This is a genomic window from Anaerorudis cellulosivorans (assembly GCF_025943985.1).
Lineage (GTDB): Bacteria > Bacteroidota > Bacteroidia > Bacteroidales > Dysgonomonadaceae > Anaerorudis > Anaerorudis cellulosivorans.
In genome coordinates this window covers 1-24,021 of record NZ_JAPCWE010000020.1, presented here as the reverse complement: position 1 = coordinate 24,021, position 24,021 = coordinate 1, and the positions used below count along the sequence as shown (strand labels likewise).

At 38.7% G+C, this 24,021-nt stretch carries 22 protein-coding genes and 1 pseudogene; 7 read left to right on the top strand and 16 right to left on the bottom strand.

Features of this window, described 5'->3' with window-relative positions; translation table 11 throughout:
- The first annotated feature begins 24 nt into the window (after positions 1 to 24).
- A complete protein-coding gene (locus tag OLM34_RS10335; protein ID WP_264407117.1) occupies positions 25 to 2,277 on the top strand; it encodes an inorganic phosphate transporter in 2,253 nt (750 codons plus the stop codon).
- Positions 2,278 to 2,350: 73 nt separating this feature from the next.
- Here OLM34_RS10335 and OLM34_RS10330 read toward each other — a convergent pair whose 3' ends face one another.
- The 11 genes from OLM34_RS10330 to OLM34_RS10280 form a co-directional block, all read right to left on the bottom strand.
- Positions 2,351 to 3,139 carry a TrmH family RNA methyltransferase gene (locus OLM34_RS10330; RefSeq protein WP_264407116.1) on the bottom strand — a complete coding sequence of 263 codons (789 nt, stop codon included), beginning with the start codon at positions 3,137 to 3,139 and terminating at the stop codon, positions 2,351 to 2,353.
- Positions 3,140 to 3,165: 26 nt separating this feature from the next.
- On the bottom strand, positions 3,166 to 3,624 hold the full coding sequence (trxA, locus tag OLM34_RS10325) for a thioredoxin (protein ID WP_264407115.1): 459 nt from the start codon (positions 3,622 to 3,624) through the stop codon (positions 3,166 to 3,168).
- A 101-nt stretch (positions 3,625 to 3,725) separates the two neighbouring features.
- Positions 3,726 to 4,229, bottom strand: a complete 504-nt coding sequence (locus OLM34_RS10320) for a pyridoxamine 5'-phosphate oxidase family protein (RefSeq protein WP_264407114.1) — start codon at positions 4,227 to 4,229, stop codon at positions 3,726 to 3,728.
- A gap of 222 nt (positions 4,230 to 4,451) precedes the next feature.
- Positions 4,452 to 4,796 (bottom strand): 50S ribosomal protein L20, encoded by a 345-nt coding sequence (rplT, locus tag OLM34_RS10315; protein WP_264407113.1) that lies wholly within the window; start codon positions 4,794 to 4,796, stop codon positions 4,452 to 4,454.
- 102 nt (positions 4,797 to 4,898) lie between these two features.
- Positions 4,899 to 5,096 (bottom strand): 50S ribosomal protein L35, encoded by a 198-nt coding sequence (gene rpmI, locus OLM34_RS10310; protein ID WP_264407112.1) that lies wholly within the window; start codon positions 5,094 to 5,096, stop codon positions 4,899 to 4,901.
- 93 nt (positions 5,097 to 5,189) lie between these two features.
- A complete protein-coding gene (gene infC / locus OLM34_RS10305) occupies positions 5,190 to 5,753 on the bottom strand; it encodes a translation initiation factor IF-3 (protein WP_264407111.1) in 564 nt (187 codons plus the stop codon).
- Positions 5,754 to 5,817: 64 nt separating this feature from the next.
- On the bottom strand, positions 5,818 to 7,767 hold the full coding sequence (gene thrS / locus OLM34_RS10300; protein WP_264407110.1) for a threonine--tRNA ligase: 1,950 nt from the start codon (positions 7,765 to 7,767) through the stop codon (positions 5,818 to 5,820).
- A gap of 255 nt (positions 7,768 to 8,022) precedes the next feature.
- Positions 8,023 to 9,615 (bottom strand): S41 family peptidase, encoded by a 1,593-nt coding sequence (locus OLM34_RS10295; protein ID WP_413777222.1) that lies wholly within the window; start codon positions 9,613 to 9,615, stop codon positions 8,023 to 8,025.
- A gap of 31 nt (positions 9,616 to 9,646) precedes the next feature.
- The gene (gene coaD / locus OLM34_RS10290; RefSeq protein ID WP_264407109.1) at positions 9,647 to 10,141 is read right to left on the bottom strand and encodes a pantetheine-phosphate adenylyltransferase; all 495 of its coding nucleotides are present in this window, start codon (positions 10,139 to 10,141) and stop codon (positions 9,647 to 9,649) included.
- A gap of 13 nt (positions 10,142 to 10,154) precedes the next feature.
- Positions 10,155 to 12,017 (bottom strand): DNA topoisomerase IV subunit B, encoded by a 1,863-nt coding sequence (locus OLM34_RS10285; RefSeq protein ID WP_264407107.1) that lies wholly within the window; start codon positions 12,015 to 12,017, stop codon positions 10,155 to 10,157.
- Positions 12,018 to 12,116: 99 nt separating this feature from the next.
- On the bottom strand, positions 12,117 to 13,247 hold the full coding sequence (locus OLM34_RS10280; RefSeq protein ID WP_264407106.1) for a GNAT family N-acetyltransferase: 1,131 nt from the start codon (positions 13,245 to 13,247) through the stop codon (positions 12,117 to 12,119).
- Between the two features lie 166 nt (positions 13,248 to 13,413).
- Between OLM34_RS10280 and rfbA the strand changes: the two genes are divergently transcribed.
- The 3 genes from rfbA to OLM34_RS10265 all read left to right on the top strand — a co-directional run bounded on the left by rfbA (position 13,414) and on the right by OLM34_RS10265 (position 16,689).
- Positions 13,414 to 14,286, top strand: coding sequence for a glucose-1-phosphate thymidylyltransferase RfbA (gene rfbA / locus OLM34_RS10275; protein ID WP_264407104.1), 873 nt, complete (start codon positions 13,414 to 13,416; stop codon positions 14,284 to 14,286).
- Positions 14,287 to 14,336: 50 nt separating this feature from the next.
- Positions 14,337 to 14,873, top strand: a complete 537-nt coding sequence (rfbC, locus tag OLM34_RS10270; RefSeq protein WP_264407103.1) for a dTDP-4-dehydrorhamnose 3,5-epimerase — start codon at positions 14,337 to 14,339, stop codon at positions 14,871 to 14,873.
- A gap of 385 nt (positions 14,874 to 15,258) precedes the next feature.
- Positions 15,259 to 16,689 carry a site-specific integrase gene (locus OLM34_RS10265; RefSeq protein ID WP_264407102.1) on the top strand — a complete coding sequence of 477 codons (1,431 nt, stop codon included), beginning with the start codon at positions 15,259 to 15,261 and terminating at the stop codon, positions 16,687 to 16,689.
- Between the two features lie 10 nt (positions 16,690 to 16,699).
- Here the strand turns inward: OLM34_RS10265 and OLM34_RS10260 are convergent, their stop codons facing one another.
- From OLM34_RS10260 to OLM34_RS10240, 5 genes are all read right to left on the bottom strand, one after another.
- A complete protein-coding gene (locus OLM34_RS10260) occupies positions 16,700 to 17,254 on the bottom strand; it encodes a hypothetical protein (protein ID WP_264407100.1) in 555 nt (184 codons plus the stop codon).
- Between the two features lie 3 nt (positions 17,255 to 17,257).
- The gene (locus OLM34_RS10255; RefSeq protein WP_264407099.1) at positions 17,258 to 17,848 is read right to left on the bottom strand and encodes a lysozyme family protein; all 591 of its coding nucleotides are present in this window, start codon (positions 17,846 to 17,848) and stop codon (positions 17,258 to 17,260) included.
- A gap of 5 nt (positions 17,849 to 17,853) precedes the next feature.
- A complete protein-coding gene (locus OLM34_RS10250; protein ID WP_045090584.1) occupies positions 17,854 to 18,345 on the bottom strand; it encodes a hypothetical protein in 492 nt (163 codons plus the stop codon).
- Between the two features lie 80 nt (positions 18,346 to 18,425).
- A complete protein-coding gene (locus OLM34_RS10245; protein WP_053827029.1) occupies positions 18,426 to 19,067 on the bottom strand; it encodes a DUF6266 family protein in 642 nt (213 codons plus the stop codon).
- Between the two features lie 432 nt (positions 19,068 to 19,499).
- Positions 19,500 to 20,027 (bottom strand): hypothetical protein, encoded by a 528-nt coding sequence (locus OLM34_RS10240; protein ID WP_264407098.1) that lies wholly within the window; start codon positions 20,025 to 20,027, stop codon positions 19,500 to 19,502.
- 2,121 nt (positions 20,028 to 22,148) lie between these two features.
- On the opposite strand from OLM34_RS10240, the gene tnpA reads away from it, so the two are divergent.
- The 3 genes and pseudogenes from tnpA to OLM34_RS10225 all read left to right on the top strand — a co-directional run.
- Complete coding sequence (gene tnpA, locus OLM34_RS10235) at positions 22,149 to 22,523, top strand: IS66 family insertion sequence element accessory protein TnpA (protein ID WP_264407096.1); 375 nt, start codon at positions 22,149 to 22,151, stop codon at positions 22,521 to 22,523.
- Positions 22,507 to 22,869, top strand: coding sequence for an IS66 family insertion sequence element accessory protein TnpB (gene tnpB / locus OLM34_RS10230; RefSeq protein WP_320051512.1), 363 nt, complete (start codon positions 22,507 to 22,509; stop codon positions 22,867 to 22,869). Before tnpA ends, tnpB begins: the two co-directional genes overlap by 17 nt.
- Positions 22,870 to 22,961: 92 nt before the next feature.
- Positions 22,962 to 23,897, top strand: a pseudogene (locus OLM34_RS10225) (IS66 family transposase); the annotation flags it as partial.
- Positions 23,898 to 24,021: the final 124 nt, after the last annotated feature.

Here is a 24,021-nt window from a genome sequence, read left to right as displayed (position 1 = left end):
CTGTATACAAGCACCAAAAACAAGATGGATCTTATTTATCTGGTTATTCTTCTCATTTTGTTGGTTTTAGCAGTCCTCGATTTGACTGTAGGGGTAGCTAACGATGCTGTAAATTTTCTCAATTCAAGCGTAGGTTCAAAAGTCGCGCCCCTATGGGTAATTCTCACTGTTGCATCTATCGGAGTAATGTTGGGTACCTTGTTTTCAAGCGGAATGATGGAGATAGCACGAAGCGGCGTTTTTCATCCCAATATGTTCACTTTCCCAAAAATCATGATGCTTTTTCTTGCAGTCATGATAACCGATGTTATTCTGCTGGATATTTTCAACACATTGGGACTACCCACTTCTACTACTGTTTCCTTGGTATTTGAGTTGTTGGGAGCTGCTGTTGCCGTGTCGTTGTACATCATGTGGGAAAACAATGGCGGGAATCTGGCGGATTACATTAATACAAGCAAGGCTTTAGCCATTATTTCGGGTATATTGATATCGGTGGTCATTGCCTTTATTTCAGGTAGTGTTATCATGTATTTTTCCCGTTTGATTTTTTCCTTCAACTACAAAAAATCATTTAAATACTTCGGCGCTTTATGGGGTGGATTTGCCCTCACTGCTATCACCTATTTCATTGTTTTTAAAGGATTAAAAGGTAGTGCCATTGTTTCGGAAGATTTACTGCAATATCTCTCTAACAACATGGGCAAAGCCTTGTTTTATGCTTTTATTGTATGGACACTTTTAATGGCGCTCCTCCAGCATCTCTTTAAGGTTAATATTCTCAAGGTGATCGTCTTAATGGGCACAATGGCATTGGCGCTTGCTTTTGCCAGCAACGATTTGGTAAATTTTATTGGTGTTTTTATGGCCGGATTGAGTTCATACCAAATTGCTTCAGAGGTAACAATCGCCGGCGGAAATATTGAAACACTGTTTATGGATAAATTAAAAGAGCCGGTTGTGGCGGACTGGAGATATTTATTGGGCGCAGGCATCATCATGGTTCTAGCCTTATGGTTTTCCAAAAAAGCAAGAACAGTAACCGAGACCGAAGTAAATTTAGCCAGGCAAACCGATGGAGGCATGGAAAAGTTTTCCTCTTCTCCTTTATCTCGCTCGATCGTTCGTGCTGCGGTAGATATCAACCGCGTATTGCGAGACTACACCCCCCCTAAAGTAAGGAAAGCCATTAATCGTCGTTTTACACCCGCCAAAGTTGAAGGAAATTCTGCCTCGTTTGATTTGATCAGGGCATCGGTAAATTTAACCATCGCCGCATTGCTGATTTCGTTAGGAACTTCTTTAAAATTACCCCTATCAACTACGTATGTTTCTTTTATGGTTGCAATGGGATCATCGCTGGCCGACAGGGCATGGGGAAGAGAAAGTGCCGTATATCGCATCAATGGCGTTTTAACTGTGATTGCAGGATGGTTTTTTACGGCACTTATCGCATTCTCAATTGCGTTCTTCATAGGTCTATTGTTGATGTGGGGAGGGAAAATAGCCATGGTTGCATTGCTGGCACTCATTGTGTTTATTTTCATCAAGTCTTCTGAAGCTCACCACAAAAGAAAAGAAAAGGAAAAAATCAATTCTTCTCTGCTGGAAGATGAAAAAGGGATTATAAAAGCATGTACTTCGGAAGTAAAAAATGCAGTGGAAAAAATGTTGAATATATATCAACAAAATATACAAGGACTCACAACCGAAGATCGCCATTTGCTGCGCAGAATTTCACGTGAAGCCGATGATTTGTATATGAGTTACAAAAATAAACGAACGTACGAAGTGGTTCCCACCATACAAGCCATTGCTGTGAATGAATTGGATATCGAACAAGAATATGTTCAGGTGGTGGATTATACGTATGAAATTGCAAAAGCACTGAAAACAATCACTTCGGAGAGTTACCGCCACATCGACAATAATCATAAAGGATTTAGCGACGAACAAGAAAATGAATTGCGCGAAATATGCAAAAATGTAATCGAAATGTATGAGAAATTCATCGATATGATGAACCGACATGATTATTCTTCATTCGATACGCTCTTAACCTACCGGGAAAACATTCTCGAACAATGTGCCAAACTCACTAAAAAACAAATTAAACGCGTAAAAGCAAACGAATCCGGGACCCGGAGCAGCATCCTCTTTCTGAACATCTTGAACGAAACCAAAACCATTGTTTTGCAATCCATTAACCTGATGAAATCGCAAAAAAATATGATCTTAAGCAGCAAAAAAACAGCGAATGCATTGCAAAAAGTGTGATGTGTTGTTACATCGGCGCATTCTTAACGAGTTTACAAAGAGAGATTACAAAAATGCAAAAGGATAAACCGAATTAAAACCCGCGCTGCCGCATTGCTTCAAAGGTGAGAATGGCAGTAGAAACAGATACATTGAGCGAATCGATTTTCCCCTTCATCGGAATTTTAATTCGCTTTTTGACATTTTGCAACCAAAAATCGGTAAGTCCTTCTGCCTCTGTTCCCATAACAATAGCCGAAGGACGGGTAAAATCTACATTCTGATAAAATTCGGCAGCCTGCAATTCGGCAGCATACGAGGTAATCTTATTCTGCAACAACCATTCCATCGCCTCCGACGAAGTACAAACGGCAGTTTGCACCGTAAATAACGTGCCTACACCTGAACGTATAACGTTAGGATTATACAAATCGGTCTGTGGATCGCATACAATAACAGCATCCACTGCAGCAGCATCGGCAGTACGAAGAATTGCACCCAAATTACCCGGTTTTTCAACGGATTCCAAAATAATAACAAACGGATTCTCAGATAACTTTATATCAGCTAATCTATGTGGTTTTGGCTTAGCCACCGCAACAATTCCATCGGAATTCTCACGGTAAGCAATTTTTTCGAATACGGAAGGAGAGATAGGAACTATTTTATTGGGGTCGATTGACTCGACAACATCAGGATATTTGCTCTTCGCAAATAAAGGGGTACACACATAAACCGAATCAAGAATGTATCCGCCTGCCAATGCTAACGATAACTCTCGGGCACCTTCAATAACGAAAAGCTGTTGTTCTTTCCGTTCTTTACTTTTTGCCAGTTTTACAATATTCTTTATTGCAGCATTCTGAAGACTGGTAATTTCCATGGACAAGAAGCCTCTATAGGGTTAATCTATTTGGTAAGCTCTTTCTCAAGCAAAAACTCTTCAATAGCTTTTTTGAATGTTTCTTTAGGTAAGGCACCCTGTGCAATTTGAGGATTCCCTTGACGAGGAATAAAAAGAAAAGTCGGAATACTTTGAATGCCAAAGACTCTTGCTAATTCCGGTTCTTTATCTACATCCACTTTGTATACATAAATGTCGTCGCCATATTCGTCAGCCAAATCGTCAAGTATGGGGGCCGTTCTTCGACATGGGCCACACCAAGTGGCATAAAAATCAACAATGGCCGGCTTGTCTCCTTCGTATTTCCATTCATTGACATTTTCTTTATAATTAAATACTTTCTGCAAAAAAACGGCACCGGTAAGTTCAACAGGTTTTATTTTAATTTCTTGCGTAGGAGGATTTGCCGCAAAGGTGATCAATGCGACAGCAAAAATTGCAATCGAAATACTTATTCTTTTCATTTATTCAATTCTAATTAGAGTAGCTTTTAAGTAACGTATTTAAAAAAATTTATTCATTATGCACGGTTCACGTGGAATTCTCAAAGAAAGTCAATGTAGAATCAAAAAAAATCCTGATCTTTATATGAAATACTTCCCGGACGCATCACACCAAATTCCTTTGCGCACATGGTTTCAATTTCTACTTTCCATATTTTCACATTATTCACAGCAGGAACAGAAAAAGTAAATGTTTTATCGGAATAATGATGCATAAAGATATGCAATATCTTTTCTTTTTCGACAAAATCCTCTTCAAATACTACTTCACCTTCACATAAAACACTTTTCCCTTTCATCCTATAACTGCATGCCACATCGGGATGCTGCCAAATGAGCTCGGGTTGGGTACAAAATGCGATGCATACCTTTGGATTCTTACCAAGTATGCGAATAGCTTTCCCCTCTTGCGCAGAATGAAAATAAATAACACCATCATCATATCCGAATGTCATTGGCAATACATAAGGGAATCCATTCTCGTCGGCCATACCTACATAACAAAATTTAGAAGACCGGATAATTTTTTCTATATTTTCTTTTTCTTCTATTGAAAAGGTTTTCATCACTATTAATTTTCAACTGAGAAGCAAATTTATATGATAATTTTTAATTTACACAAAACCCAATAAAAAAACCGTTCTTTAAAATTCAATCTGTTTTCGGTCAGGCAACATCGAATTATAGAAATAACAAACAGAAATGGTTAGATTTTACAACAAAAAAGGAAAAATCCGTCGGGGACTCTTCCTTCATTTTATTCGTAGATATAAACAACAATAATTTATTTATTTCACTTTATCAACAATTGCTTTAAATGCTTCGGGGTTATTCATTGCTAAATCGGCAAGAACTTTCCGGTTGATTTCAATGTTGTTTTTGTGCAAAGCCCCCATCAAACGAGAATACGACATTCCATTGGCACGGGCAGCAGCGTTAATACGTTGTATCCATAAAGCGCGAAAATTTCCTTTCTTATCTTTACGATCACGGTAAGCATAGGTGAGACCTTTTTCCCACGTATTCTTTGCTACAGTCCATACATTTTTACGGGCGCCATAATAACCCCTGGTTAATTTTAATATTTTCTTTCTGCGATTGCGCGAAGCAACATGATTTACTGATCTTGGCATAATATTAATAATGTGTTTTGAATGTTAGCGTTTCCTTCTGTTCCGGAAATCTTTTGAGCGTACATTCGGTTAATAAAAACTAAATAACGAACACTATCGGATTTATTTCAATCTCAATAATAATTTTACGTTTTCTCTGTCTGCTTTATCAACAAGCGTAGTATGCGTTAATCTCCTTTTTTGCTTTTTGCTCTTTTTTGTCAAAATGTGACTTTTATACGCATGCTTTCTCTTAATTTTCCCTGATCCGGTAAGGGTAAACCTCTTTTTGGCACCGGAGTTAGTCTTAATTTTCGGCATTTCCTATTTAATTATTGATGATTAATAAAATTTTCAGCTTGCAAAGGTAATGATTTTTTGGAAATCATTCCACTTTTTGCTCTCTTTTTATTCTTAATTCGCAGGCGATTCTTTTTTGGGAGCAGAAGCGTTTTTTTTGGGAGCAAGAACAATCGACATACGTTTTCCTTCCAATACCGGCATCTGCTCAACTTTTGCATAATCTTCGAGATCGTTGGCAAATCTTAGTAATAACACTTCGCCCTGTTCCTTAAACAGAATAGAACGACCTTTGAAAAATACAAAAGCTTTTACTTTGGCTCCTTCTTCGAGGAAACTTTTAGCGTGCTTAAGTTTAAAATTGTAGTCATGATCATCAGTCTGAGGTCCAAAACGAATTTCCTTTACGATAATCTTTGTCGCTTTGGCTTTTAGTTCTTTTTGTTTCTTTTTCTGCTGATATAGAAATTTCTGATAATCAATGATGCGGCATACCGGAGGATTGGCCGATGGAGAAATCTCCACTAAGTCCAAACCCATATCCTCGGCCATTCGCAAAGCCACTTGTGTAGGATATATTCCTTGTTCAACATTATCGCCCACTAAACGAACTTCCGGTACACGAATTTGCTCGTTTGTCCTATATTGGTTTTTTGAATCTTTGGGACTATTCTTCATTCAACTGATGTTAAGTATTTCTTCTCTGATTTTATAATTAATTGTTTTTATTTTCGTTAAATATTCAAGGCCGTTCTATCTCTATCATTTTTTCTACTTCACGTACAACCTCTTCGGCAAAGGTAGTTAAATTTTTTATACCTTTATCGCCTTCACCACGTTTTCTCACCGAAACTGCGTCATTTTGTGCTTCTTTCTCCCCTACAATCAACAGATATGGAATATGCTTGAGTTCGTTATCCCGAATCTTTCTTCCGATTTTTTCGTTGCGATCGTCCACTTCGGTTCGAATATCGTATTTTTTTAATGTTTTTGCAACATTATATGCATAATCGTTAATTTTTTCACTAATAGGCAATACGACAACTTGTGTAGGAGACAACCACAAAGGAAATTTTCCGGCAGTGTGTTCGATGAGGACAGCTACAAAGCGTTCCATTGACCCAAACGGTGCTCTATGAATCATAACCGGCCGGTGTTTATGGTTGTCGGCTCCAACATATTCCAAATCGAAACGTTCCGGAAGGTTATAGTCCACCTGAATGGTGCCCAATTGCCAACGTCGACCAAGCGCGTCTTTCACCATAAAATCGAGTTTTGGTCCATAAAAAGCTGCTTCACCAAGTTCAATTTTTGCTTTCAATCCTTTTTCTTCGCAAGCTTCTATAATGGCGCGTTCGGCTTTTTCCCAGTTTTCGTCACTCCCAATATATTTTTCTTTGTTTAGCGGATCCCGAAGAGAAATCTGAGCTTCAAAATCATTAAAATCCAATGCTTTGAAGATAATAAAGATGATATCCATTACCTTCAAAAATTCATTTTTCACCTGATCGGGCGTGCAAAAAATATGAGCATCATCTTGCGTAAAACCACGTACACGGGTCAAGCCATGCAATTCACCGCTTTGTTCGTACCGATAAACCGTACCAAATTCAGCAAGCCGCAATGGCAGATCTTTGTAAGAACGAAGTGATGTTTTGTATATCTCGCAATGATGAGGACAGTTCATGGGTTTCAACATAAATTCCTCACCTTCCTGTGGAGTTTTCATGGGTTGAAACGAATCTTTCCCGTATTTTTCATAATGACCCGAAAGCATATACAATTGTTTTAAAGCGATATGCGGTGTCATAACTTGTTCATAATCAAACTGACGTTGAATCTTCTTAAGGAAATCTTCCAAACGCAAACGCAATTGGGTACCTTTAGGTAACCATAATGGAAGTCCCGCACCAACATTCTGTGAAAAAGCAAAAAGCTCCAATTCTTTCCCTATTTTCCGGTGATCGCGTTTCTTTGCCTCCTCAACCATCGCCAGATATTCATCCAGCATTTTCTTCTTCGGAAAAGAGATACCATACAACCGGGTCAACTGACGGCGATGTTCATCACCACGCCAATAAGCACCTGCAACATTTAAAATTTTTACGGATTTAATATACGAAGTATTCGGCAAATGGGGACCCCGACATAAATCGGTAAAATCACCTTGAGTATAAATTGTTATGGTTCCATCCTGAAGTTCATTTATGAGCTCAACTTTATATTCTTCGTTTCTTTTTGAAAACATCTCGATAGCCTCTGCTTTTGAAATGCTTTGGCGTTTAATATCTTCTTTTTTAGCGATTAGTTCCATCATTTTCTTTTCGATGGCAGGAAAATCCGATTCCTTAATCACTACACCTTCTCCGGGATCCACATCATAATAGAAGCCGTTTTCAATAGCCGGTCCAATGCCGAATTTGATCCCCGGATACAATTCCTGTAATGCTTCGGCCATAAGATGAGCAGAAGAATGCCAATAAGCGTGCTTGCCTTCATCATCTTCCCATTTCAACAATTTCAAAGTTGCATCTTCTGTGATGGGACGCGTCAAATCCCACGTTTCGCCATTCACACTGGCTGCAAGCACTTCCTCTGCCAATCGCGGACTAATGTTTTTTGCTATCTCTAAAGCCGTTATTCCCTTTTCGTACTCCTGAACCGAACCGTCAGGAAAAGTAATCTTTATCATATTTTTTCTCTTACCTTAGTAATTAAAACAGGATTATTCTCAATCGAGAACATTTCCTGAATCAATTTACTTGTTTCGTTGTCAATCATTTTTTTGAAGTGCAAATGTAATGATTTTGTGAATTATAGAATAGTGTTTTCAAAATAAAATTAAAAAAGACATATAAAATCAGAGATATAGCCAAAGAAAAGAAAGTACGGCATTTTTTGGGTAATAAGTTCAAAAATTTGATAACGTGTTCGTTTGAAAAAATCCTCATTCATTAAATATATGCTTTAAAGTCGGAGTATTGATTACACGTAACCCTTCCTGAAATATCTCGTTCTCATCATTAATAATTTTGAAGTAAGCAGAAGAGTCATAGATGTCACGTGCAATCAGCGCTTTCAGTTGTGTAAAAAGCAGCTTTTGCGAACGCTTGAATTCTTCTTCATCCCATTTGACTTTTTCCTCATCGGCCATTTTCTTCATTTTTGTCACCATATCCACGGAAATAGAATAATTCTTTTTAAACGCATCAACATTGGGATAGGCTTTCAGTAGCAATTTGCGATGGTTATCCACCTCTGAAATGGCTATGCGGTTAACGATTCCTTTCGCAATCAGATCTCTATGCAAGTCAGTAAGCGATGTGGTATCGATTGGCACAAAATAATCCGGCATAATACCTCCGCCACCATACACGGTGCGTTTGTATACCAACGTCTTATATTTCAAGGAATCGGGAAAATGAATGCTATCGGCATGCAACAGTTCACCCTTGCGATAACGATCGAAGAAATCCATGTTGTATGACTCGATATCTCCCCCTTTATAAGGCTTCTGAATGCATCGACCGCTGGGTGTATAGTAACGAGCTACAGTAAGTCGGATCATTGTTCCATCAGGAAGTGGCAACTGTCGTTGTACAAGTCCTTTGCCAAAGGTACGGCGGCCAACGATAACCCCTCTGTCCCAATCCTGTACAGCACCTGCTAAAATCTCACTTGCTGAGGCAGAACCTTCATTAACCAATACTACAAGATCTCCTTTTTCAAATTGCCCTCTTGATGTCGCATTTATATTGGAACGGGGTTGATGTTTTCCTTCGGTATATACGATAAGCTTACCATTATCTAAAAATTCGTCAGCAATATCGGTAGCCGTCTGAAGAATGCCTCCTCCATTCCCGGTAAGGTCCAAAATCAGTTTTTTCATCCCTTTTGCTTTCAATTTCTCCTCAGCCTTTCGAAACTCATCCGCAGAAGTTACGGCAAATCGGCTCAGTCGTATATAGCCGGTTTCCTCATCCACCATATACGAAGCATCGATGCTGTAAATGGGAATTTTGTCGCGTACAATGCGAAATTCCAGTAACCCCGGAACTCCCTGTCTCAATACCTTTACTTTTACGGTAGTACCTTTCGGCCCTCGGAGCTTTTTCATTACTTCTTCACTGCTCATCTTAACACCGGCTATCAGCGTGTCATTGACATAAATAATCTTATCGCCGGGCATAATGCCCACTTTTTGAGAAGGACCTCCAGAAATAACCTCAATAACATACAACGTATCCGTAAGCATATTAAAGGAAATGCCTATCCCCTCAAAATCGCCTTGCAGCGGCTCGTTCATAGCCCGTACTTCCTCTTTATTTAAATAAGACGAATGCGGATCTAATTCACGCAACATGGCACGAATTGCTGTTTCGGTCAATTTTTCCGAGTCTACATCGTCCACATATAAATTATTAATTAACTGAAGTGTACGCACCAATTTAAGTCCCAAGGGATCGGGCATAAACTGAGCAAAAGCACACGAAAAATAGAAAAAAATGCTGATTACAAGAAAAATCGATCTCTTATACATAAATATTAATACTATTTGATTGCGAAAGAATTTACCACTTCATTCCCTCAGGAATAAATTCGGCAATATCGTGCCCGTAGCGTAACAGTTCGCGTACAAGCGTAGAACTGATGTGGGTAAGTTGTGGTTCGGTAAACAATACAAAAGTTTCTATCCCCGAGATAGAACGATTTAAATCGGCAGTAGCCTTTTCGTATTCGAAATCGTTCACCGACCGAATTCCTCTCAGAATATACTTTGCCCCCACTTCCCGTGCAAAGTCAACGGTCAATCCTTCGTAACTCTCCACCCGTATACGGGGATCACCTTTATAAAAATTACGGATGGTTGACAATCTTTTTTCTAACGAGAAACATGTTTTTTTCGCTTCGTTTACACCAATCGCAATGACTAATTCATCCACTAGCATGAGTCCCCTTCGAACTAGCGATTCATGACCAATAGTAAACGGATCAAACGTGCCGGGGAAGAGTGCAATGCGCCTTTGGGGAACCGACAAATTAGGAATAGAAGAGTGTGATTTCATTATTTGTTATGAATCAAGCTTCAACATCAACTGTCAGATTATCGATAATAAAATTCTGACGTTCAGGAGTATTTTTTCCCATATAAAATTCGAGAAGCTCTTTCAAAAGATCTTCCTTACGCATCGTTACCCGCTCAAGTCGCATGTCTTTTCCGATAAAATGGCGAAATTCATCAGGGGATATTTCCCCTAAACCTTTGAATCGCGTAATTTCGGGATTCGGACCCAACTCTTTTATGGCAGCCAAACGTTCTTCTTCCGTATAACAATATACTGTTTTCTTTTTATTCCGTACCCTGAAAAGCGGTGTTTGCAAGATATACACATGATTTTTCTTGATCAGATCGGGAAAAAACTGAAGAAAAAAAGTCAACAACAACAAGCGGATATGCATGCCATCGGTATCGGCATCAGTAGCAATGATTACCTTATTATACCGAAGCCCCTCCATACCCTCTTCAATATTTAGTGCAGCTTGAAGTAGGTTGAATTCTTCATTCTCGTACACGATCTTTTTAGTCAATCCGAAACAATTCAACGGTTTTCCACGTAGACTGAACACTGCTTGCAGATTAGGATCACGGCTTTTTGTTATTGAACCGCTGGCTGAATCGCCTTCCGTAATAAAAATACAAGTCTCGTCGCGATCATCACCTTTGGTATCGTTATAATGAATACGACAATCACGCAATTTCTTATTATGCAGGTTCGCTTTTTTTGCCCGCTCACGTGCCAATTTGGTAACACCGGCAATAGCCTTACGCTCTTTTTCAGATTCAAGGATTTTTTTCTGAAGAATATCGGAAGTTCCCGGATTTTTGTGGAGATAATTATCGAGTTCTTTCTTCAAAAAATCTCCGATGTATTTACTGATAGAAACGCCGTCGGGCGACATATCTTTCGATCCAAGTTTCGTTTTTGTTTGCGACTCAAAAACCGGTTCTTCCACCTTGATGCTGATGGCAGCCACCATGCCATTTCGAATATCGGCATAATCAAAATTACGATTAAAATATTCTTTTATCGTACGTGCTGAAGCTTCCCGAAAAGCCGAAAGATGCGTCCCACCTTGTGTGGTGTGTTGACCGTTTACAAATGAATAATATTCTTCGCCATATTGATTGGTATGGGTAATGGCCACCTCAATATCTTCGCCTTGCAGATGGATAATGGGATAAAGCGCTTCTGAAGTAAGATTTTCGTTGAGTAAATCCTCGAGGCCGTTTTTCGAATAAAACTTTCGTCCATTAAAAACGATAGTAAGCCCTGTATTTAGAAAGACATAATTTTTGAGTAGAGGATCAATGTACTCGTCACGATAATGATAATCTCCAAAAATTTCACTGTCGGGGGTAAATTCAACCCATGTACCATTAGCCTGAGAAGAAGGTATGATGTCACTTTCCTCCACAACGACTCCTTGTCGGTAAAGCACATTTTTTGCTTGTCTGTCACGATAACTTTCAATAAAAAAGCGTGAAGAAAGCGCATTCACAGCTTTAATTCCCACCCCATTTAATCCAACGGATTTTTTAAAAGCTTTAGAATCGTATTTCGCCCCCGTATTCATACGCGATGAAACGTCTTTTACTTTTCCAAGCGGTATGCCTCGCCCAAAATCGCGAACACTCACGGTCGTGCCTTCAACTTTTACCTCGATAGTCTTTCCAAACCCCATCATATATTCGTCGATGGAGTTATCGAGCACTTCTTTCAACAAAACATAAATACCGTCGTCAGGCGACGAACCGTCACCCAATTTTCCTATATACATTCCCGGCCGACGACGAATATGCTCTTGCCATTCCAGGGTAACAATATGTTCTTCCTGATAATTTTCTGTCGTTGGTTGCAAAATGTTATCTGATTCTGTCATATTTTCAACTCACAACTATCAGCGAGCTGCTAATAGTTTTTACTAATCTTGAATTTAAATTCAGCTGCTTCTGCCATTACGCATCCCGCAGCAAAAGGCTTACAATTGTTTGCTGTAAGCTCTTCGGGTTTTATGATGTTTGGCATTTAAATCACTCCACAACGAGCGAACTCTATTATTTTCTTCCAGTTCCGGATTGCTTTCAGCCACCTCCATTCCCAATTGTCGGGCTGCAGGAATGAATTCGCTAAACAGCAACGCATTCAATCCTTTGCCTTGATATTCGGGATCAACGGCAACAAGAAGCAAATCGAGCACTTTATTATCTTTTCCTTTTAAAGCCTTATATAAATGATACCATCCGGTAGGGAGAAATCTTCCTTTTGCTTTCCGAAGTGCCTGTGCCAGACTCGGCAATCCAATACCTACGCCCACCAGCTTGTGATCTTCCTGCCGAATCACGAGGGTAAGAAACTCCAAACGCAGCATGGGAATATACATATCCACATAATAATCAATTTGCCGGTCAGTAAGAGGCACAAAACCGTAAAGATCTTTATAAGCCTTGTTAATCAACAAAAAAATATCGCGAGCATAAGGTAGCACATCCTTTTTGCTCCCAAGATGCTTCACCATCAAACCGAAACGTTTTTTTACCACATCCGCCATACGGGCATACCTTTCAGGGATTTCCTCAGGAATGGGAATCAGATATTCAAACCAATCCTGATCTTTCACGTAACCCATCCGCTCCATATGATCTTTATAGTAAGGGTAATTATAGATGGTTTCCATCGTACCCATCTGATCAAATCCCTCGATCAACATTCCTTCGTGATCAAGATCCGTAAATCCCAGCGGACCATGAATTTTTTCCATTCCTCTCGAACGCGCCCATTCTTCGGCAACACCAAAAAGCGTATCCACTACTTCTTCGTCATCGATGAAATCCACAAAACCAAAACGGGCATTTCGTTCATTCCATATCTCATTTGATTTATAGTTGATCATCACAGCAATGCGACCAACAATCACCCCATCACGATACGCCAAAAAATAAGCTGCATCACAATGATCGAAAGCCGGATTTTTTTCGCGGTTCAAGGTGGCCATTTCATCATAAATCAAGGGGGGAACAAAATATTCATTCCCTTCGTATAAATCGATGCCGAACTGAACAAATTTTCTAAGGGTTTCTTTATCGGTTACTTTTTTTATTTCTACTGACATTTCCGTAAGGATATTGAGCGTTATTTTCTCGGATTATTTTTGTTCTCCTTTCCCATCCGCATCTCTATAATAGAAGATGGATGCACAAAGATAATGATTTTTTTATTTTCTTACATATTCAAATAATATTATAACTTTGCACATCCGAGTTTTAAAAATCTCATCAATGAAAGGAATTGTATTGGCAGGAGGGTCGGGAACCCGACTTTATCCCATTACGCGGGGAGTATCCAAGCAACTGATCCCCATTTACGACAAGCCCATGATATATTATCCGCTGTCGGCATTGATGCTGGCCGGAATCAGGGATATTCTCATTATTTCCACACCGGTAGATTTACCGGCGTTTAAGCGCCTTTTAGGCAACGGATCCGATTATGGCGTACACTTTACTTACGCCGAGCAACCTCGACCTGAGGGACTGGCTCAGGCTTTTATTATTGGCGAAAAGTTCATCGGAGACGATGAGGTCTGCCTGATACTTGGTGACAATATCTTTTATGGGCACGGTTTTCCGGAGATGATGAAACAAGCCGTAGCTAATGCAGAGAAAAACCAAGTGGCTACCGTTTTCGGCTATTACGTAAACGATCCTGAGCGATACGGTGTAGTGGAATTTGATGAAAACGGAAAAGTATTGAGCATAGAAGAAAAACCGGAAGATCCTAAATCGCATTATGCAGTTGTAGGATTATATTTTTATCCTAATAGTGTGGTTGAAGTCGCAAAACAGATCAAACCCTCAGCACGAGGAGAACTTGAAATTACTTCGGTAAATCAGGAATTCTTAAAAACTAACCAACTCTGCGTTCAACTTTTCGGACGTGGATTTGCATGGCTTGATACGGGTACACACGATTCACTTTCTGAGGCTTCCACGTTCATCGAAGTCATAGAAAAACGACAAGGGCTGAAAATTGCCTGCCTTGAAGAGATTGCGTGGCGAAATGAATGGATTGATAACGACAAACTCAAAAAACAAGGTGAAAACATGAAAAATAATCCGTATGGTCAATATCTGCTTGAGTTACTACAATAAATTCGGAGCAACAAAGATAATGTGAAATGATTATTTAAAAAGATGAAAAGATGAAGATTATCGATACGGAAATCAACGAGGTAAAAATCATTGAACCCTGCGTTTTTTATGATGAAAGGGGTTATTTTTTCGAATCTTTCGTTGAACAGTGGTTTACAAAAAACGTATGCAACACCCGTTTTGTTCAAGACAACGAATCCAAATCGACCTACGGCGTCTTACGTGGATTACATTTTCAGAAACCACCCTATGCGCAAGCAAAACTGGTAAGAGTGGTAATAGGTGCCGTGCTTGACATTGCGGTAGATATTAGAAAAGGATCAACCACCTTCGGAAAATATGTTGCTGTAGAACTCAACGAAAAGGATAAACGTCAGCTTTTCATCCCGCGTGGATTTGCCCACGGTTACCTTACTTTAAGTGAAAAAGCCATCTTTCAATACAAATGCGACAACTATTATTCACCACAATCCGAGGGAGGAATTTTATGGAATGACCCGGCATTAGGTATCGATTGGCGTCTCCCCGAAAAAGACATTGTTCTTTCGGAAAAAGATAAAAAACATCCTTTCTTGCACGAAATTTAAAACTTAAACAAAATAGAAAGAACAAACAAACTCACGGCATACTTCGTGTCCCTGAAAAGGTAATCTAACTCAAAGATATATTAGGCTCTATATCGGCTTTTGTGTGGCCAATATGTGACTATAAAAAAAGAAACACTTGCCTAAGTTGTAGCAAGTGTTTCTTTTTGGGTGTGATCCGGGCGGGATTCGAACCCACGACCCACAGCTTAGAAGGCTAAACCTAATATTTTTCGATATTTATTGTTGTATTTTATATGTCTGATTATTTGCATATTACAAAATACTCATAAAACATAACGCTTGATATATTTGGTTATTTATCGTTGTATAGGTACATTTGTTTTCCCATTGTTTTCCCATACTTACTAAATAATTAATTACGACTATGGCAAATCTAGACAAAGTACCTAAAAAAACAAATGCTTTCAAGTACAAGAACAGAAATATCTCGGTGTGTTTAACGAGAAAATACAGAAATAAAGATGACGTTGAAGCACCAATTTTTTGGCGAGTAACATACGAAAGAAGACATAAATACTATTATTCAGGTTTTGATTTTGAGATAAAAGAATGGGATGAATTCATTAATAGAGACTTGAAAAAACATAAACTTACAAAACAAACTCTAAACAATTATTTAGCTCTATCATTAAAACCCGCAATTAACGTATTAGCTGAAATAAATGAGTTTTCATTTGAGGCATTAGATAATATCTTAAAAAAGCCTTTATCAGAAACAGTAAATGAAGCTTTTCAAAACAAGATAACAGCGTTAGAAAACGAATATAAAGTTGGAAATGCATCTATATACAGAACAACCTTAAAAGCTTTGATGAGATTCAAGCACTATTCTCTAAAAAAGAAAAAGGCTGATAAAATTCAATTCATTCAAACCTGTATTGAACAAAAGCATATAACTATCGGAAGTAATGTACTAACTGTTGAAGAAGAAATATCCTTTGATGAGATAACACCTAAATTTTTAAATGAATGCGAGAAATTCTGGGAGAAAACAGAAGTTTCTTATGCAACCATGGGAATATATATGAGAACGTTAAGGGCAATAATCAACAATAAAGATGGGGATAAACCATATATTGAGGGTAGCAAATATCCATTTGGAGTAAATAACGGGAAGTACGAAATACCAGCAGGAGGCAGAAAAGAGATTGCAATGCCAATAGAAGATATTTGGAAAATTGAGAATTTTAAGACAGATAATCCAGCCCTGGCAACAGCACGTGATATATTTGTATTTATGTTTTACTGCAATGGTCTTAATTTTGGAGACCTTTGCCGACTAACTTATAAGAATATTGATGCACCAAGAAATGAGATAATTTTTGAACGAAAAAAGACATTAAGAAAAGGAGAGGAACCAACTTATATTTATGTTCCTATTTTACCTCCAATGATTGAGATCATAAATAGACAAGGCAATGATTCACAAGAGGGGTATATTTTCCCATTTTTAAATGGTATTGAGCCTACAGAAAATAATGAAAATTTAATAAAAAGAGAGACCAGACTGAAATTAGAACCTATAAACTCCTCTCTTAAGAATATAGCAAATGAATTATCATTAGACCCAGAAATTTCAACTTCATATACAAGGAATAGCTATATAACTCATCTAACAAGTGAATTATTAATCAATCCGATAGTTGTTAAAAAGATGGTAGGTCATAGCACAAAGAAAGACGTTACAGCAGGATATGTGAAACTTACTGCTAAAAAAAGAAGAGAGATTAACATGAAGTTGTTGAATCCAGAAAAGACTTATAACACGTTTAATGCAGTAGGAATAACTGGATAATAAGAGTAAATTATTTCCTTATAATCATAATTGAAATTACACAAATCATGATTCCTGAAATTATACCGGTTAAAAACAATTTGGATGTAAGCTGGGTACCAGGATTAGATTTAGATTTTAACGTTTTATTCTCCTCCTTCATCGCCTCTACTATAAGTTGAAGATTGATGTTTTTTGTGGTCAAGTGAGTGTTTTCAATTGAAGCTTCCCGGAGCAGAACCTCATATTGATTGAGAGTTTTTTCTAGCTGGGAGTTGCTTCTAGTAATTATCTCGGATGATATTGGAGGTTTTTGAGTTACAGGATTGATTGGCTGGGTCGTGTCATAATTAATTTCATATGTTGAGATCTCACTTTTCAGGTTGAAGTTTTCTTCTTCAAAGCGATTTAATTCGCTTTGTAAAGAAGCTATTTGAGTTTCTTTTTGTGAGATTTCATCCTCCAATAGAACGACAGCAGAACTGTCAGACTTGGTAGAGATCTTCTCTGTTATAACCTGTTTTGGTTTACAAGAAATGAAAAGCAGAGGAGCAATAAACAGTATTTTATATTTTAACGGTACCATACCCTACCCTTTTGAAATTCTTATTGCATTTAAAAACTTATTATAGTAATCTGCAATCTTCTTAGCCTGGTCTAATCCATTTATAATTCTCCTGGCATTAATAGGATCCTCCTTGTGATTATTGAAATAGTTTTCAAGAGAAACACCGGTGAAGTCGCCACGATTAGAAATACCGCGAGTCATACCTTCAATCATAATTCTCGCAGAAATTTCAGGTTCCAGTGCTAATTCAGGATATTTCAATAATGGGTAATTCAAAAGTTTACCCATCAACTCGTAGTTCTCGTACCATGTGAGTTGAACATCACCACGACCATAATAAAGCCTATCCGGGAAAGTGTATACCGTGCGATCATGTTTAAGTTTTTTTCCATAAGGTCTGCCGGCACCTTTTCCGACTTCCTCAACCGGTTGCATTTCACCTCCTGTTTCGTGTAATACAGTGGCAAGCATATAAGCTCTCCATCGATCATCAACAATATCATAAATATCAAAAGCTGTTAGTTTAGTTTCTACACCTCTTTTTTGATGAGGCGCAAGCCTGCCAAAAAAGAGAGTTTTTGAGATTATCTTAAAAAAAACACCTTTATCCATAAAGATTATTTTTTCACATCACGTTTAAAAGTTCCAAATGGAGGTTTCCTGACCTCGCAATCAACTACTGAGCAATAGTGATAATCGCTGTCTTTACGCCATTCCAGCTCTCTCTTAACAATCTTCTCAAGTCCTGTAATACGCCTGTGATCCTCTGTTCTCTGCAACTGCAAAAACTCAAGATCCTTTTTTAGCTTGTTGTTGATGCTGTCCTTCTCCCTTACCATCTTCAGCAGGCTTTCAGAGTTTGTCTCATTATAAGAGTTCATCTTCTCCATGTGGGCAACAGTACGCTCAAGTAGTCCCATCATCTCCGATGCAGCCGATGCATCCTCTCTTTTTGCCATTGCTTCAGATTGTATGGCCTCGCTCTTCTTTATCCGTCTTATCTCTTTCCTGTTTACAATCCTGGAGATAAATCCTCCCAGAGCTCCACCACCTAAAATGGTACTGATTGTTCCTATCAGCTCGTAATTGATATTTAGTAACTGGTTCATCACATTTTCATAGTTAAAACGAACCGCCCCCGGGTTAAAAGGAGCGGTTCAGAGTTAATTAAAAAAATAAGAATACAGGGTTATGCATCAGGTAACTTAAAGCAACCCATATACATGCTGTCAGATATCAGCTTGCCATCATCTGAAACGAAGCCAATATAGACTTCAAGCTCATCGCCCAGCCAGTGATCATGGAAATCAACTCCGGTATAACCTCTTGATCTGGTTTCCCCATTAACATCCACAATTACTTCATCTTTGGTTTTGTTGTAAAGCAGTACTATTGCGTAGTCATCTGAAGAACCGTTGGCCAGAGGCTTCGGATCCCAGCCAATTGCAATCTCGCCATTATCAATCATCGCCTCACACAATAGTGGTTTGTAAAGAGGACCTCTTGAGATCATCACCTTTTCATAATCTATCTCATATTCTCCATCCTGGCCGATAACTGCATTATGAATATGATATGACATAGCAGCATTGATTGCGGTCTGATTATTTGCAAAGTTCCTGAAACCAATATTTAAGATTGGTGTGAACTTGGTCAGGAATTTAATAACTGTTGCAAACTTACTCCTCTGGTTCACCTGAGCCGGTGTCCTTGGATTTCTAACGCTTGCCGGAAGACTTCTGATGTAGTCGATACTCTTCCAGCTTGCTCCAACTACGGAGCCCACTTTTCCGGAGAAACCTCCGAGAATACCTTTTTTAATAGTACCCATAATTTGTAATCTTTAAAATGTTAAACTAATTAGACTTGGTACGAACATGGTACGGCCATGGTCCGGACTTATATGGATAAGTACCAACTCCTTCAAGCAATTAAAATGATTAAATATGAGAGCTAAAAATATCGGTTAATTTTGCTTTGATTTGCTCAATTTTACTTCGATTTGCGTCAATTTGCCTTAACAGGTGTAAGGTCAATGAAAGGGAAAGGATAAACTGCAATCATAGCGTATAGCACCATGGCGTCGTTATATTAGGCAAGGTTTTTCAGGAAAATACTATTTATGCGCCAGCATAATTGGAGATTTTCTTGAAAACACGAAGTGCCTGACCTTGACGTAATATAAAAGACAACCTACCTTTGCTATGATTTCATTTATCCGGAAGGTAGTAACTTGAATGTATTTTTTAAAACATATACAGGACTAGCAATTGTTAATTCTTTCTTCTGAAAAAGAACCATTTACAACGTTATAATAAGTGATGTCTGAATCTGTAAGAATAGTGAACATTTCATCATATGGATCCGGACTGGGGTTTTCCTTAATATATTTATCATACCTCTCTTTAACATCATACGTAATCTGGTAAGTTAAATACAGATCCTCTTCATAAAAATCAGGTTTTCGGTTCCAAAGATAACTATCAATACATTCAAAGAAGGATTCATTATAATCTGAATCCTCTATATTTATCACTCTATCCAATGGGAATTTGAAACCTGCTTCAAGTACCAGATTCATTAAAGAATAAATAGAAACAGTCAAATCTCTAGTGCTGAGCAAATGTTTTAAATAATCACCTGCTTCAAAAGAAGTACCGATATGAATCCACAAAGGATTCTTTAGAGAGTAGAGATTAAAAGAAAACCTCAACAATCCTTTATCAAATCGTTGAATCATTATATCACGTGATAAAGTGACTTTATTGAAATGGCATGATTTATTTAACATAATAGTTGTAATTACTTCCTCAAAGTTACAATTTCCTCAACAATAATAGAAGGAATAAGGGTATGAATACAGACTTAAAAATCAAGCACCTGTTAAGGTGCATTAGATTTGCGAAGCAAAACTAATAATTGAAATAGACAAGTTAAATCAAAAGAAAAGAAAAAACAACAAAGAAATTTAACAATACAAAGACACACATAAGCCTCGCAAGCGAAGCGCAGAGACGTAAAATACTGATACGGCCAAACGAACAAAACAGGTGCTGAATATTAAACAAAAAGGATTTAAAACTGCATTAAAAAAACTATAACTATCGGACACAAAAAAATTTATTCCAAGAATGTTTAACTGCAATGGAAAAAAACAGGTTATCCGAACGAAGCGAAAGAATTTATTCTTTTGCGTAGTGAGAGGCGCGAGCCGACGCGAGTGGAGCGAGGGTGTGGGCAGGAAGAAGCGCGAGGATACGAGCGCGCCTGACTACTACTGTGATCAGCAGGCTTGGCGGACTTTTTGTTTAATCCTGCAGGGAGGAAAAGGACATTCAGAGAGAAAGGAGGAACGACTGACTCACTGAATGAAACCTTTGACGTTAAATTACCAGGCTGTGACTATGAAATGAACGAAGGAGTAATTTGAAGCGAAGCATGAGCTAAATTATGACGGAGAGAATGGAATAATCACAGAAAGTGACTAAGGTACAAAAGGCAAGAATCAAGATTGGCAGAGAGATACAAAATATATTATAATAACAAACTACCAGAAAGGCAATAAATAAGGGATGGAGTATCTACAAAAAGTGTGACAAGCCGGGCAGCCCGAGCGACCCGCAGGCGAGCACAAACACTGAGTGGCGTCTGCACCCCTTTATAAAAAATGTATGAGCGAAGCGAATACCTTAAAGGGGATTCAAGGGGGGCAGAGAGAGCCACGAGTGACGACCGAGTGAGCGTCATGCAATAAAACAAACAGACACGACACGATGAGCACCTACTGGAGCGCAAGAGTGACTGTGGATGTGGTATGTGCAAGGGTGTTAGAGAAAATACTACCCGAAGGGTGGAGATTTTCTCTAACACCCGCCAGGGCTTGCCCTTGCACATATGTTTTATTGCATTAAGTGAACGACGGAGGAACACCTTATAACCTGTTTTTGTTTAATTGCTACACCTTTACAATATCCAGGAAAAGTAACTTGAAAGCCTGAATGTTTTGCTACAAATTATTGAATTACATTGATTAACATCCGGGTAAATATAGAAACCGCACGAAAGAATGCTAAACTAAACTTGATAATTGTGTAAGACAATAAATTAATAGATAGACAACTAATAGTATAAATTATAGCTTCTATACATAGAAAAGGTTGTGATAAACTATATTTCAACATTATGAATGTTGAAAGCAATCATACCTGTAAATAGATTAAACACCTAGACTATTAACTATCCTACACTGGTAGTTGTGGCGGATTTTTTGTTTACCACGATACGTCTAAACACCCCAAGGCTGTGTGATAGCGTAAGGGCTGTTTTGGAAGCGAAGCGGACAAAAATGCACTGAAGCGTTTAATTCACACAGCAAATGCTACGGTAGCGAATGTAATAATCCCGGGAGTAGTGACGCGAAGCGTCGCTCTAAGGGATTATGGAATGAGCGGAATGGAGCGATTGCGGTGTGGGTGGAGGGAGCTTGCGACCAGAACTCACAGGGCAAGAGCGGTGGTAGGAACAGGTCGGTAGCGGTGCGGTGTGGATGACGGAAGCGTTAGCGTAAGCGACAGCGACCAAATGCACACTGCAATGGAGCGGAGGTGACTATTGGGAATAGCGATGCGGTGTGAGTGGAGTGATTGACGCCGGACACCGCAAGGTGTCCAGCGAATGAGCGGAAAGAACACTGCAAAGCGAGGTTGGAAAAGATGGACTACACTTAATATCCGGGATGGTATATCTACAAAAAGTGTGACACAACGGTTAAAGGATAAATTATAAATTAGCCTGTTTAAATTGACAATTAAGGATAAATGTTTAAATTTGTAATAATATGTAAGCACCCGATAAAGTCCCCGTTTTAATTATCATCTTTAGTTTTGATCTTTGCCTGCAAACATAACAATATATGATACCAATAAGCAAAGAAGAATTTAGGGTGATATTGGAACGCCAGCAAAGCAGTGGTTTAAGCATTAAAGATTTTTGTACCAATGAATCATACACCGTATCGAGTTTTCATTACTGGAAAAGTAAATTTGGATTAACCCGTCCGTATAACAATCATTCTCGTGTGACAGCAGTAGAGAAACTGGCACCCATCAGCTTTAATCTTCCGGAAAAAAAGTCTGCACCTGAAACTGCTTTGTCAGGAAGTAGTAAAGGAGAAATCAGAATAAAACTCCCCGGAGGCATCCAGGTCAGTTTTATAGGCACCTCTCAAACGGAAGCTGCTATAAATTTACTCGCTCAAATCTGCTCTTCACATGTTCTGCCTAAATGATACAATGCGCTATTTTCTTTGTCCGGGTAAGACAGATATGCGTAAAGGAATGAACTCACTCTGTGGAGTTGTACAGAACCAGATGGGGTATGATGTTCGCATGGGTGACTGTTTCATTTTCATAAACAGAACCCGTACCACTATGAAAATCCTTCATGCTGAAGACGGAGGCTTAGTTTTGTATATGAAAAGGCTCGAAGAGGGAACCTTTCGTTTGCCCGGATATGATAAAGAAAGCCGGTCATACCCCATGAGCTGGGCAGATTTAGTTATGATGGTTGAAGGGATACAGGATGATCCGAACACCAGACTGAAGCGACTAAAAGCGTTTAGAAATCACCAGTAAAAAACTTAAATAAAAGTGTAAAATAATGCTTGCGAAAGCTTGTCTGATTCACGGTTTTTTAGTATTTTTATGATTAAATAAAAGCCCTTAAAATGAATCAATCGGAAGCATTAGAGCTCTTAATAAAATCGCAGGCGGAACAAATCCGTCAGCTCTCTGAGGCTAATGCTAAGCAGGCAGAACAGATGACGGACCTGCAGCAAAAGATTGATAAACTCCTCTCACAAATAGCCTGGTTTACCCGTCAGTTTTACGGTCGCAAGAGTGAAAAGTTATCCAAACTTGATCCCAATCAGCTGAACTTGTTTGAAACTACCGGGGAAGAACAAAAACGTCTTGAAGAGATAGAGGCAGAGCGCATTGCAGCAGAAAAACAGATTGAAGAGAGTACCGCTAACAGAAAAAAGGCTCGTTCCAACAGGAAGATGCTGGAAGGACTTCCTGTTGTTGAAGTAGTGATTGAACCGGAAGATGTTGACAAGGACAAATACAAACGCATAGGAGAAGAACGTACCCGCACACTGGAGCTTGAACCGGGTAAACTGTATGTTAAAGAGATTGTGCGCCCTAAATACGGATTAAAAGACAATCTTACACCTGCAACAGAGGAAACTCCTGCTGTAATAATAGCACCGCTTCCACTTTTGCCTATATACAAAGGACTTCCCGGAGCGAGTCTTCTTTCTGAGATCATGCTTGGAAAATATGAATATCACCTGCCTTTTTACCGTCAGGTAAAACAGTTACATCATCTGGGAGTAAAAATACCCGCAAATACCCTTAGCGGATGGTTTAAACCCACATGTGAGTTGCTGAGTCCATTATACAAGGTCTTGAAGAAAGAAGTTTTAGAAACAGACTACATACAGGTTGATGAAACCACCTTACCTGTTATAAACAAAGAGAGCCATTATGCAAAAAAGGAGTACCTCTGGATGGTAAGATCCGTAATGAAGAAACTGGTCTTTTTCCATTATGATGAAGGGTCAAGATCCGGTGGGACCGCCTATTCTTTATTAAAATCATTTCACTACTGTCCCGTTAAGATTTGAGGTCTCGAAATAATTCGAGTTGACCGTCGTCAGACGAGACATTTAAATTTGGTTTGTTGAACAATTCACGAACCGGTATCTTCTCAAACAACATAGTTCC